Origin of the sequence: Colwellia sp. MB3u-4 (assembly GCF_014077065.1) — a bacterium.
Classification (GTDB): Bacteria; Pseudomonadota; Gammaproteobacteria; order Enterobacterales; family Alteromonadaceae; genus Cognaticolwellia.
On the sequence record NZ_JACGVE010000088.1, the window covers coordinates 36,772 to 49,113 of the forward strand.

Sequence of the window (12,342 nt, forward strand, 5' to 3'; positions counted from 1 at the left end):
AGCGCACCAAGTAATTGTGAATTTATTTCAGTATGAACAATTTCTGAGTGAGTCTCACTTGATGATGCAGAAGTTGATTTAGCTAAAAAACTATCACTTCTGAAACAGTAACTGCGTTTAGCACTTTTGTTGAGGTAATTTCATTACTCATCACTATTCAGACAAATTAACTTTTTTGAGTTATAACCAGTTATTCCTGCTCTGGTATATTTATACTAAGCTTGTTATATCCGTGCCATTAAACTTGTGGTTTTGTTATTGACAGGATCAATAAATTAATAACATTTACAAGATAAGAGAAATGCTGAAGATAAAAAAACCAAGCACTGTGGCTTGGTTTTGTATAATAAGGTAATAAGCAGTGTTATAAACGTTCTAATACAGCTTGTGTGAAGTCTGAGGTGCCGTGTGTGCCGCCAAGATCTCGTGTGGTGCGATCGCCAGATTCGATAACTTCCGTTATAGCGCGACGAATGTTATCTGCCTTATCAGCCATACCTAAGTATTCTAGCATTTGAATAGCGGCTAAAATAACTGAGGTAGGGTTTGCCAAGTTTTTGCCTGCAATATCAGGCGCACTGCCATGAACCGCTTCAAATATTGCACAGCCATTACCAATATTAGCGCCAGGTGCCATGCCTAAGCCACCCACTAAACCTGCACATAAATCTGACAGTATATCGCCAAATAAATTTGTAGTCACAATTACATCAAACTGCTCAGGATTCATAACTAACTGCATACAACAGTTATCTACAATCATTTCTGTTGATTCAATTTGTGGGTAACGTGCGGCTACTTCACGGGCTACTTTAAGAAATAGGCCAGATGTTGACTTTAGGATGTTAGCTTTATGAACAGCAGTTACCTTTTTACGACCTTCTTTTATCGCCGTTTCATAAGCGAAAGTTACAATGCGTTCAGCACCTTCACGAGTGACAAGACTTTTCGCTTCCGCTTGATTTCCGTCTTCTGAAACTGTTTGTCCTAGGCCTGAGTACATACCTTCAGTATTTTCACGAATGGTAATGATATCAATATTTTCATAACGTGCCTTCGTGCCTTTAAATGACAACACAGGACGAACATTAGCATATAGTTGAAAATGCTTACGTAAGGTGACGTTAATTGAAGTAAAACCTTCACCTACAGGTGTCGTTAACGGACCTTTTAGGCTGATTTTATTTTTTTCAATTAGTGCCAAGGTTGATTCTGGCACTAAGTCGCCATGATTCTCCAATGCGGTTAGACCAGCGTCAGCATACTCATATTCAAAATTACAGCCGGCTTTATCTAATATTTTGATAGTTGCGTCGATAATGTCTGGACCTATGCCGTCACCTGGGATCACTGTTATGGTTTGTTTTGCCATTGTTTAATTGCCTTTTGAGTATTGCTTTTTTGAATTGCGAGAATCGTGAGTTTTTGTTTAAATATAAAACACTTACCAGCCAATATATTTGACCTGACACTACGCTTATTGATTCAACCGAGTTAATGCCTGCAATTATAGCAACTAACCGTAGCAGTTAGTAAGTTTTACTGTAAAACTTTAGTCTAATTCCTGTGCTATTAGGTTTCTAGTTGTTGGTAGGAGAAAAAATCAAGGCTGATGTTTATTCTTCTCAACTAAACTTGGGCTATTTTAATTAGCACATATGGGTAATAACTAAGTGGCATGGGTAGCTAGTGTTATATTTAGTGTGGAGTTTTAAGAATAAATATTTTTTTCAGCAATACACGCGATATGAGTGATAGGCGTCGATTAAATATAAAAAAATGACTTATCAGGCAGCTAATATGTCATCACTTGATGTTAAGTATAGCTGTTTAAATATTACTGAGATGTGCAATTTAAAACGCTTTAAACTGCTGATAGGCTGTTTTACCAATAGCGGTTAAAATACCATTCGTAAACAATAATGCGGTGCATTCATCTTGTGTAGTGATGCCGTCAGACTTTACATGTTGGGTGCGGTAAAAGCTGACTTGATACCTGCTTTCGTTAACTATTTTTGCTTCGGTAATATCAGGACTACCTAGCTGTTCGATGGCACTATTAAAATTAAATTTTTTCAATTCAAGTTTAGCAATAAATTGTTGATTGTAAGCTTCTCGGTCTTCCCATTGCATGTTTGCAGGGCTGTCATCGTAAAAGTTGACCACTAAGGTGACAAATATACCGTATGCTGCTAAGGCGACTAATATGATAGCAATTATTTTTTTATTCACTTTTAATCCTTGAAGCTTTCTTGGTCATTATTTTTGAGTCATTATTTATTGTTAACGTCATTACTCATTATTAAGCTCTAAATAATGAGTAATGACGTTTTAGTGCGTTTTAATGGCTAGAGTGAAAATACCAGTAACAACTTTCAATGTTACCAGATTGTTAACTGCTGGCAAGTGCATTTTAAAAGGGTAGTCTTATGTCTTTTAAATTAAACCCTAAAGGGATATCAATTTTTAATGTCAGTAGCTTGCGACTTAACGTAATTTGTTCATCATGTTGCAATAGTTTTTCACTGATGCTATTTTTTAAGTCTTTAGCATTCAGTATACTTTTAATCGAGCCATACTGATTTAATAATTTTGCTGCGGTTACTTGACCTATGCCGGCTACGCCAGGAATTTTATTAGTGTTATCACCCGTTAAAGTCCATAAGTCCATTAACTTATCTGGTTTTACCGTGAACTTGTTAAGTACATATTCTTCGTCTAAATAACGACGATTAAAATAGTCATAGACTTGGATATTGGGATTGAGTAGTGATAAAAAACACTTGTCTGTAGATACCACAGTTACATTTCTACCACGCAATGCAACCTTTATTGCCAAGGTTGCAATTAAATCATCAGCCTCGTCTGCTTCTGAAACTAAAGAGTCAACGTGGTGTTGCATAAAGCGGTCTTGAATATCAGTTAACTTGTCAGCCAAATGCTCGGGCATTTTTTTACGGCCTTTTTTATAGTCTGGATAAATGTCATAGCGCCAACATGGCGCTTGAGAGTCAAACACCGCAAGCGCATGGCTAGGCTTTAACTGTTCAATAATTTTTTGTAAGGCTTGTTCACATGCTTTGGCGGTATTAAATAGCACTTGTTGCTTGGTATTTTCAGCCAATTCATTGTTCAACAAAAATGGCCGTTCTTGCACAGCATAAATTCTTCTGATTAAATTTAATGCATCAATTAATACCAAATGGACCGTCATAAAAATTAACCTTCAATGACTGTATAACAAGGAATGTATTCACTACCAGGTAGTTTCATTCTTTGTTGTTTGACGAAAGAATTCAATAGCGTATCCATTAATGCCATCATCTTACTATCACCACTTATTTTAAACGGCCCGTTTTCTCGGATGGCTTTTATGCCACTGGCTTTGACATTACCGGCAACAATACCAGAAAAAGCCCGGCGTAAATTGGCGGCTAATGACGCTATGCTTTGGTCATAATGCAAATTTAATGAGGCCATGTTTTTATGATCAGGCTCGAACGGCTGTTGAAATTCAGTTTCAATCACTAATGACCAATTAAAATGATAAGAGTCACCGGTCAATTTTCGATGTGCGACCACTTCTTCTGTGCTTAATTTAAAGGTTTTTGCGACTTGTTCAGGGTCATCAATAATAATTTTATAGAGTTGCTGTGCTGATTCACCAAGCGTGTTGGCAATAAAAGTGTCAATTTGCTGAAAATACTCTGCACTTTCAATGGGCCCAGTTAAAATAATAGGCAATTTTTGTAACTGGTTTTTTGGATGTAGCATAATACCTAAAATATAAAGTAACTCTTCTGCTGTACCTGCACCGCCGGGAAATATAATAATACCATGCGACATACGCACAAATGCTTCTAAGCGCTTTTCAATATCGGGCATAATGACTAATTCATTAACGATAGGGTTTGGTGGCTCGGCTGCAATAATACTAGGCTCAGTTAATCCTATATAGCGGCCAGTTGTGTTGCGTTGCTTGGCATGACCAAAGGTTGCTCCTTTCATTGGGCCTTTCATCGCGCCAGGCCCACAACCTGTACAAATATTAAAACTCCGCAAACCCAGGTGATAACCTACTTGTTTGGTATATTTATACTCGGTACTATTAATCGAATGTCCACCCCAGCAGGTGATCAAATTAGGTGAACTGTCAGGAATTATCGCGTTGGCATTGCGTAACATATCAAAAATAACATTAGTGACACTGTCGACATCTTTAGTGCTGTAACAATCACCAATAAATAATATGTCGCGTAACACCGCCGAAAGGTGCTCTTGAATACCCTTGATAATAATACCGTCGACAAAAGCATGTTTGGGCGGGTTATCTAAGGCTAACTTAACACCACGCTCACGCCTTAATACTTTAATTTGAAAGTCTAAAAATTGTTGATATATATCTTCAGCATTATCGGTATGACTGCCGGCATTGAGTACGGCTAACGAACAATTACGATAGAGATTATAGAGTTCACTGGTGGCGGATTGTTGTAAACGGTCAACTTCTGCTTGAGACAGTAAATTCATTTTGCCAACAGGATTAATTTGAGTATGCATAACGGTACTTCCTCGTGCTGATTATTATCCGTAAATAACGCTATATTTCCGTCTTTCTAGCTTGATACCATGCAGCGTTAGCATGTTCAAATGCGGTAATTTGTAAAAATAAACGGTAGACTTACCACCTTTTTACGTAATATATTGAGCTTGTTTACTACAGTGGATTTATCGATATTACTCAACAAATTCTTCGTCACCATAACGGCTAATAAAAGCCTCTTTGGCCATAACACTTGTTAAGGTAAAGGGTGTTGATTTTTTGCTAAACTACTGAGTTTTTTAGCATATATTTTAAGTTGATTAATTTGTTATTCAACAATATGTCACTGTCTTTGCAAGCGAGTGACAATTTATCATCAAGTTGTTCAATAATGCTGCTAGTACGCTGAGCGTGAATCGCGGTATCAAATAAAGATTATAATCGGTTAATAGTGATGTTCGCGATAAAACTTTCACTCATAAACTTTCACTCATAAACTTTCACTCATAAACTTTCACTCATAAGCTTTCACTCATAAACTTTCAGCCATAAAAAAGCGCTCCAAAATATACTCATTGAATGGAAACAATAGCACTAGGTATGTTTTGAAACTATTGCTTTTACATCAAGGCTAAAGCAATAGTTTCTTGTTATATGATAATAATAAACACAACCATATAAAAAGCCAGTATAAGTGTATATCTAATAACTGACTGCTTAAAAACTACACGTTGTGTTGGCTTATTGTCGTAGTGTTCTTAATTTAGGCGCTTTTGTTTTGCTTGTTGAGCGAAATGGATTAATGTCTAAGCCGCCTCTGCGGGTATATCGAGCAAAAACTGTTAGGTGTTCAATTTGACAAAAACGCTTGAGATCACAAAAAATTCGCTCAACACATTGTTCATGAAATTCATTATGTTGGCGAAACGAAATTAAATATTTTAATAAGGTTTTATGACAAATTTGTTGACCGCTATATTCAATATAAACACTCGCCCAGTCAGGTTGATTAGTGATTAAGCAATTTGACTTTAATAAATGGCAAACTAAATATTCAGTCACAACATCTGCTTGGTCATGGTTGATACTTTTTAGTATTTGTGGAGCAAGTTGGTAATGACTCACTTCAATGTCTAACTCATCTATACATAATGCGCTATCAAGGGCTATAGCGAGTGCAGGGCAGTTATTGACAGGAAAAAGTTTTACTTCTGCACTGGCGCCAGCGGTAGCGGATAAGTCTTTTATTAATGCAGACTCTACACTTTGCCACGAGGAGAATCTAGTCTGATTAAAACTGTTTAAATACAGCTTAAAAGACTTTGACTCTACAATGTTTGGGCTGGTACATGGAAAACTAAATTCAGCCACCGCAACAACGGGCTTACCCTTGCCATTTAACCATGACAGCTCATAGCCATACCAAACATCTTCACCTTTAAACAGCAGCTTGTTTGTTGTTAAACCTAAACTGTCTCTATTTAAGCTCCTAGGTACCGCTTGTAGTAATTCTGGGGTATATTGGCTGCAATAGCTTGTTACTTTTCCAAGCGTTAACTTGCTTAACGCTTTTGCGTTTGTATAAGTGCTCATTTTTGCGTAACTTCTTCTCTGATTGTAACAAGGTTGAAATCTTTCTCTATTTTATAGGAATTAACTGCTAGATGAAAATATCAAATCACTCTCTTAATGAACTCGTATGGCAATTTTCTCAAGATTACTTACAGGCATACCAAGATAGGTTTCAACATTTACCTATTACCCAGAAAGATGAAGACTGGTCATCGCCTTGTGAGCAAGGTGTGCATGAAGAAAGTTTTTCTTTATGGCAGCCAATAAAAATGGCACAAGTGCTAACGTTTGATAATGTTGAAGCGGCTTTGGAAGTCAAACTTCATGCTGACATTAAAGACTATTTTACCACTGTTTATAGTGACAGCTTAGATGCCAGTTGCGTAGAAGGAGACTTGTCATTGTTATTTGTATGGAGCGAAAAAGACTTTGCGCGTCTACAAGAAAATATTATTGGCCATATTTTAATGAAAACAAAATTAAAACAAAAGCTAACGATATTTTTTGCGCTGACTGATGATGACGACCATATCATTTCATTAGACAATGACACAGGCTCAGTGTGGGTGGAAAAAGTGGGCCGTGAGCCACATAAAAAAATAGCAGAGACACTGGCTGAATTTATGTCGCAACTTACGCCTCGGATACCGCCAACCAGTATTGAAAATGCTCAGTAAGCGATAAATTACTCAAACATTATAATGACTTTTTGGCCGTGCTGAGCATAAAGTCAGCTATTTTTTTGCTGGTCTAACAATTGTTTTAGCTGTTGCTTTAATTCAGTTATATCTCGCTGCAGTGGCGCTAAAGCATTTGCTATCAGTAAACTTATTTCTGTGTTGTTAGGTTTTGCTTCAGTTGAGGTTTTGGTGGTGATTTCTTGATCTTGAGCCTGTATAAATTTTGGCTCGTGGTGCCAGTTTTTTAAAGCCGAAATTATTTTTGGCAAAGGTACGGCTTGATTAAGCTGACTTTTAATCAGTGCCACACTGGGCACTTTACCTTCATTGGCTAGCTTGTTGGCGATGATGGAAATCTCATCAGATATAGTCATAACGCATAACTCAGGTGTTAAAGAAGCAATATTTTAGCGAAAAACACTAACGCTGTCTCGCTTTGTTTTTAGTTTTTTTATTTATATTCAATACAATCAGTTGGTTATGAAAGTGGTTTGGTATTTGCAATTAGCCTTATCTAAACCATTACTTTTGATAAGAGAAAAATAAAATGAAACAAACGTTATTAGCACTCATTGTTATTGCGCCATTAACCTTGACTTTAACCGGTTGCGTTATTGCCGTTGGCGGCGAAGATGGTCACTCTATTTCTGGCGATTTTGACGATAGAGAATATCAAAATAGAAAAAAAATCGCCGGTATACAATTAAACACCACGTTTGCTGATGTTTCTCGTGTAATGGGCGTAGCTGATTTTAATGAAACTTATTTCGATGACGGCAAAACGGTTAATGTAGTTTATTTTCGTACACATCGTTTACACAAAGATGGCTTAACAACGAAAGATGAGTGTACAAAGTTAGTTTTTGTTAACGATGAATTAACTGCCATAGAGTAAGGGTGATAATCAGTGGTGTGTTGATCGGGCTTATACCAATCTCACTCATTATCTGATCATTTTTACTGGTTAAAATAACCCACTACTGCGTTATTTATTTAATAATTAGCACCACTAGTGATTAAAATAAATGCCTTATATTTGGCCATTTTCCCTGCGTATAAAGTAGACCACCTAATTAATGAAATTGGTATGAGTATCTCAAAGGCATGAGAAAAGGGTGATATCAATTGATATCGCCCTTTTTAGTTTTACAAACGTAACATTTTCAGCATCGACTAACTATGTTATTAACTAGCTGCTGGGATAAACAACTGGGGTAAATTAGTTATGCCGCTTTGCTCTGTTTTGATGTGTTCTACTACCCCTGTTTTTTTGGCTGTGAGTTACTTTGGCGTTTGAGCGCTTATGCACGCTTTTTTCACTTGCTGAAGCTGGGCGGTTTTGGTAAGTTTTTTTAGGTGTTGTTACAGCTTTAAGATAACTTTTCTCAGTACGGGCTCTATTAGTGATGCCTTGATCACTTTGCCTATAACTGTCTTTTTTTATATGTTTTTTAACCTCATTATGCCTATTCATATTTACCTGCGGCTTAGCTGTTTCGATTTTATCGTTATAGGGTTTTTTACTGCCCTTAGTTTGTTGCCAAGGCTTATTTTTATAGGCTTTTTGTTGAGTTAATGAATTTTTCTTAAGCGGATGCTTGTCAATTTTCAGCGCTCGATTAACCTGCAGCTTATGCTTCAGGCTTTGGTTTTGGCTCTGGTTTTTACTGTGAGTATATTTATTTCCGGTATGTTCAGTAAGGCGTTTATTTTTATTCACAAAAGACTTTTGTTTTGTACGCAAAGCCTTATGCTTTTGCACACTAGGTGTGTGACTGCGATATTTCTTCTGTATGTTGGATGTGCGATACGCTAGGCCTTTTCTATGGCGAGGGTTATGCTGCCAAGGTTTTGACTGATAACTGGTAGACGATTTTTTATTACTATGGTGTTTGTAATATCGAGACTTGTGATGATTAACAACCACATGACGATTACTCCAGTGCACGGCACCAAAAAATAGTCCAACAGTTAGGTGGACAGGGTTATGCCAATAATAGGGGCCATGATGCGAAGCATAGTGCACAGGGTGGTGCCAAAAAATGGGCGGATAGTGCGACCAGCGCCAATCGCCATAAACGACTCGAGTATCGTAATAAGGCACATAAATAATATCAGGCTGTCTTGACTCTATGATGATTGTTTGGCTTTCTCGAACAACTTTGACGTTATTGATATTTTCAAGGTTACCTGCTTGATCTGCTTGTTGGCGCAATCTTTGTACACTGGCAAGCACCTGTGCTTCATCTTGTAAAAAAGCATCACCTAAATTAGTCATCCAATGTAAATCTTCACTTAATTTTTTAAGTATGTTTGGAAAAGGTAATAGGGCTTTAACGCTAGGATCCCAATCTTTGTCTTCTGCGGCATCAGCAAGTGCTTGAGTACTTAGCAGGCTATTTTTATTTAACCATCGCTCGGCGTCAACAACTTCAATAGGATAGGTTGTGGCAATAAGAATGTGGCTAAGCAAAGCGTCTGGATATAATGCGATGGGCGCTAGCATTTGTGCTAACTCAGCATCAGTAAGGTGACTGGCTTGGTCTGTTAAGTTAGGTTCAATGTTTGACTCATCGAAAGTTACACTGGTGCTATCAGCGGTAAAACCAAGGCTTGAAAACACCAAGGCGCTTGATAAAAATAGCATTAAATAAATCAGTGAGTTTTTAAAGTTAATTTTTTGCATCTTGCTACTCCTTAATACGTATGATTAAAAAGCCGCCTATTCACACTAGCTATTTACATAGCCTAACGGTAAATAGCTAGTGTGAAGCAACAGGGTGACTTTTTAAGTTATGCTAGCAATATTAACTGCTGTAAACTGAACGTTAGCTGAATCGAGTACTTATCAGGCGAGTTAAATTTTATAGTGGAAAATTAAGTGTAAACTTGGCACCTTTTAGTCGCGCTGACGACTCAATGCATATGCTACCTTGGTAACTATTGACTAAATCTCGCACTATCGCCAAACCAATGCCATGACCATGCTGATAAGTGTCGGCTCGAGTACCACGTTGTAATATCTCTTCTCTTAAGTCGGGCGCTATGCCAGCCCCGTCATCTTCAATAATGATCATCATGTTTTTGCTACTGTGACTGATCTCAAGTTGTATTTCTTGCTTAGCGGCTTTGCAGGCGTTATCTAATAGGTTACCTAGTATTTCTAATAGGTCGGCTTCATCACCTTTAAAGTTACATTCATCGGTAATATTGACCACAAATAATAAGGATTTATCGCGGTATATTTTTTCTAAACTTTTGATTAATTTATTGGCTATTGGTGCTACCGCTGTACCCAAGTACCAGGAGGATTGGCCAGCGCTTTGTGCTTTGCGTAACTGATATTCAATGATGGCATTAATAATATTGAGCTGCTCTTGAGTTAGTGGCGATAGCGCGGCCTGAGTTTGCATAACGGCCAGGGGTGTTTTTAAACTATGAGCGAGATCTGATAAGGCATTACGATAGCGTTGGCGCTGTTTTTGTTCGGCATTTAATAATAAATTCAATTGCTCAGTCACTTGATGTAGCTCGGTTGGGTAAGTGCCGATAAGACGCTCACTTTTGCCTTGTTCGACATCACTGAGCTCTGTTTGTAAGGTTTTTAACGGCTTTAACGTCCATAACGACCAAAGGTATTGAATCAATAAAAGTACTAGCATTAAACCGGCTAACCCTAGCATTAATTGGCGATGAAATTCGGCCATCATCTGAGTTAAGTCGTTTTGTTGTTTAATAATATGTAGGGTCATGGGCAAAGGTTGTTGTTCACTGCCATAACTGACACTTAAGCTATAAACAAAGTGTGGCTGCGCTGCTATCTGAGCTTGATAAAATGCACTTTCTCCTAAGTGAGGTTGTTGAAAGTTTTCTGCCGGCCATGGCGACAGTAATGACTGAGAACTCCAAAGCTTTTCAGGTGAGCTGGGTAGTTGATGCGCCGTATTTTCTTGCATGGTTGCTGAGCTACTAGTGAGCACCGCATATAAGCCTGACTGGCTAACATTAAATTGCGTTTCCAATAACTGCTCAGGCATCAGCAAGCTGTTATTTTCAACTTCAATAATGGCTAAAATAGAGTAAGAATAAGCAGAGAGTTCATTCTTTAAACTAGCCAGCATATGTTTTTCATAGGCATTACTGATAATTAACCCAACAATGGGCAATAAGATGAAAATCATTAATAAGGCACTAAGCAGCACTCTGGTTTTTAATGATTTAAGTGACTTTTTTAGCGAATTTAACAACTAAATTTACCTTTTGTAAAATAAAAGCCCAATGCCATGTTCGTTTGATTAACCAGAGGTTAGATGTGTTAAGTCTTTTAATAAGTAGCCTTGACCACGTAACGTTTCAATAAATTGGTATTGGTTTTCAGGGTCAAGTTTCTTTCGTAGGCGGCGGATAAAAACTTCTATCACGTTGGAGTCCAAGTCAAAGTCTTGATCATAAATATGTTCGGTGAGCTGTGTTTTTGATTTGACTTCACCTAAATGGTGCATCAAATATTCAAATAATTTGTATTCATAACTACTGAGCGAAATAGCCTGTTGATTAACGCTAACCTGCCTACTTGCGGTGTTAATCGCAAAGGGCCCATTTGCGATTAACGGACTTGCTTGACCCGCACTGCGTCGAATTAAGGCATTTAACCGTGCTAACAGTTCTTCAATATGAAAAGGTTTAGTTAAATAATCATCAGCGCCAGCGTCTAATCCAGCGACTTTATCTTGCCAACTACCACGCGCCGTGAGTATTAATATAGGAAAGCTAAAACCTTGTTCGCGCAAAGATTTAACAACGCTCACGCCGTCAATTTTTGGTAAGCCTAAATCAATAATAGCCGCATCATATGGAAACTCTTGGCCTTGAAATAAACCATGCTCACCATCACTTGCCACATCGACACAGTATTTTGCCGTGATTAAATGATCTTTCACGTGTTGTTGCAGATTTTTATCGTCTTCGATGAGCAAAATTCGCATTAATTAGTTTCCTGATACACGGCCTGATTGGGCGTCAACGTTAACTGAAATTACATGACCGTTGTCTTTAAGTAACTTTACCCGGTAGCTTGGATTTTTTTTAGAACCATTGTTATTAACTTTTAATATTTTACCGCCAAATTTTTTTTGAACAATTCGGGCCGCTTGTTGAGGGCTAAGTGATTTAGCACTGTTAGATTGACCATAGTTAGCTTTTACAATCATCAAGCTATTAGGCGTAGCCTCAATACTAGCAAACACTGGGGCTGCTAGTAATGACGTTACTACGCTTAAGATAAATAATTGTTTTTTCATTGTGAAACCTTATTAAAACGACTTGATCAAAACGAGATTGTCAAACAGTGTAAAATAATGATGGATAGAATCCAAGTAGGGGTTATTTTAAAATAACTAAACTGAATGCTTTCTGAATATAAGCTTACTGTTTTATTCGTCTGCATCTCATGGTGTTTAATGACGGTAGTATTTAAAAGTTAAAAACAGTGTTCAGCTAGGGTTCAGAATACCTCAGGTTAAATGACAGCCATACTTTATCAAGGCT

At 37.5% G+C, this 12,342-nt stretch carries 12 protein-coding genes; 2 read left to right on the forward strand and 10 right to left on the reverse strand.

The genetic code is table 11. The features are described 5' to 3' along the window. Nucleotides 1-364: 364 nt before the first annotated feature. The 5 genes from H4J61_RS14420 to queF form a co-directional block, all read right to left on the reverse strand. Nucleotides 365-1,372: an isocitrate dehydrogenase gene (locus tag H4J61_RS14420; protein WP_182137614.1), complete on the reverse strand. Its 1,008-nt coding sequence runs from the start codon at nucleotides 1,370-1,372 to the stop codon at nucleotides 365-367. Nucleotides 1,373-1,854: 482 nt separating this feature from the next. Then, nucleotides 1,855-2,232 (reverse strand): DUF3192 domain-containing protein, encoded by a 378-nt coding sequence (locus H4J61_RS14425; protein ID WP_182137615.1) that lies wholly within the window; start codon nucleotides 2,230-2,232, stop codon nucleotides 1,855-1,857. Between the two features lie 181 nt (nucleotides 2,233-2,413). Continuing rightward, nucleotides 2,414-3,214 (reverse strand): flap endonuclease Xni, encoded by an 801-nt coding sequence (gene xni, locus H4J61_RS14430; protein ID WP_182137616.1) that lies wholly within the window; start codon nucleotides 3,212-3,214, stop codon nucleotides 2,414-2,416. A gap of 5 nt (nucleotides 3,215-3,219) precedes the next feature. Next, nucleotides 3,220-4,560, reverse strand: coding sequence for a nucleotide 5'-monophosphate nucleosidase PpnN (gene ppnN / locus H4J61_RS14435; protein ID WP_182137617.1), 1,341 nt, complete (start codon nucleotides 4,558-4,560; stop codon nucleotides 3,220-3,222). A gap of 724 nt (nucleotides 4,561-5,284) precedes the next feature. After that, nucleotides 5,285-6,136, reverse strand: a complete 852-nt coding sequence (queF, locus tag H4J61_RS14440) for an NADPH-dependent 7-cyano-7-deazaguanine reductase QueF (RefSeq protein ID WP_182185677.1) — start codon at nucleotides 6,134-6,136, stop codon at nucleotides 5,285-5,287. A 71-nt stretch (nucleotides 6,137-6,207) separates the two neighbouring features. On the opposite strand from queF, the gene syd reads away from it, so the two are divergent. Further along, nucleotides 6,208-6,792: a SecY-interacting protein gene (gene syd / locus H4J61_RS14445; RefSeq protein ID WP_182185680.1), complete on the forward strand. Its 585-nt coding sequence runs from the start codon at nucleotides 6,208-6,210 to the stop codon at nucleotides 6,790-6,792. 53 nt (nucleotides 6,793-6,845) lie between these two features. Here syd and H4J61_RS14450 read toward each other — a convergent pair whose 3' ends face one another. After that, entirely contained in the window at nucleotides 6,846-7,169 is a 324-nt protein-coding gene (locus tag H4J61_RS14450; RefSeq protein WP_182185683.1) for a hypothetical protein, read from the reverse strand. Between the two features lie 173 nt (nucleotides 7,170-7,342). Between H4J61_RS14450 and H4J61_RS14455 the strand changes: the two genes are divergently transcribed. Next, nucleotides 7,343-7,690 carry a DUF3192 domain-containing protein gene (locus H4J61_RS14455; protein ID WP_182137621.1) on the forward strand — a complete coding sequence of 116 codons (348 nt, stop codon included), beginning with the start codon at nucleotides 7,343-7,345 and terminating at the stop codon, nucleotides 7,688-7,690. Between the two features lie 324 nt (nucleotides 7,691-8,014). On the opposite strand, the gene H4J61_RS14460 is transcribed toward H4J61_RS14455, so the two are convergent. From H4J61_RS14460 to H4J61_RS14475, 4 genes are all read right to left on the reverse strand, one after another. Further along, entirely contained in the window at nucleotides 8,015-9,481 is a 1,467-nt protein-coding gene (locus H4J61_RS14460; RefSeq protein ID WP_259363348.1) for a DUF3300 domain-containing protein, read from the reverse strand. Between the two features lie 178 nt (nucleotides 9,482-9,659). Next, a complete protein-coding gene (locus H4J61_RS14465) occupies nucleotides 9,660-11,042 on the reverse strand; it encodes an ATP-binding protein (protein WP_259363350.1) in 1,383 nt (460 codons plus the stop codon). A 48-nt stretch (nucleotides 11,043-11,090) separates the two neighbouring features. After that, a complete protein-coding gene (locus H4J61_RS14470) occupies nucleotides 11,091-11,780 on the reverse strand; it encodes a response regulator transcription factor (RefSeq protein ID WP_182137622.1) in 690 nt (229 codons plus the stop codon). 3 nt (nucleotides 11,781-11,783) lie between these two features. Further along, nucleotides 11,784-12,095 (reverse strand): PepSY domain-containing protein, encoded by a 312-nt coding sequence (locus H4J61_RS14475; protein WP_182185685.1) that lies wholly within the window; start codon nucleotides 12,093-12,095, stop codon nucleotides 11,784-11,786. Nucleotides 12,096-12,342 lie beyond the last annotated feature (247 nt).

Coding starts and splice junctions, on each gene's coding strand:
- H4J61_RS14420 (WP_182137614.1), bottom strand. CDS start 1,372: ATGGCAAAACAAACCATAACAGTGATCCCAGGTGACGGCATAGGTCCA.
- xni (WP_182137616.1), bottom strand. CDS start 3,214: ATGACGGTCCATTTGGTATTAATTGATGCATTAAATTTAATCAGAAGA.
- ppnN (WP_182137617.1), bottom strand. CDS start 4,560: ATGCATACTCAAATTAATCCTGTTGGCAAAATGAATTTACTGTCTCAA.
- queF (WP_182185677.1), bottom strand. CDS start 6,136: ATGAGCACTTATACAAACGCAAAAGCGTTAAGCAAGTTAACGCTTGGA.
- syd (WP_182185680.1), top strand. CDS start 6,208: ATGAAAATATCAAATCACTCTCTTAATGAACTCGTATGGCAATTTTCT.
- H4J61_RS14450 (WP_182185683.1), bottom strand. CDS start 7,169: ATGACTATATCTGATGAGATTTCCATCATCGCCAACAAGCTAGCCAAT.
- H4J61_RS14455 (WP_182137621.1), top strand. CDS start 7,343: ATGAAACAAACGTTATTAGCACTCATTGTTATTGCGCCATTAACCTTG.
- H4J61_RS14460 (WP_259363348.1), bottom strand. CDS start 9,481: ATGCAAAAAATTAACTTTAAAAACTCACTGATTTATTTAATGCTATTT.
- H4J61_RS14470 (WP_182137622.1), bottom strand. CDS start 11,780: ATGCGAATTTTGCTCATCGAAGACGATAAAAATCTGCAACAACACGTG.
- H4J61_RS14475 (WP_182185685.1), bottom strand. CDS start 12,095: ATGAAAAAACAATTATTTATCTTAAGCGTAGTAACGTCATTACTAGCA.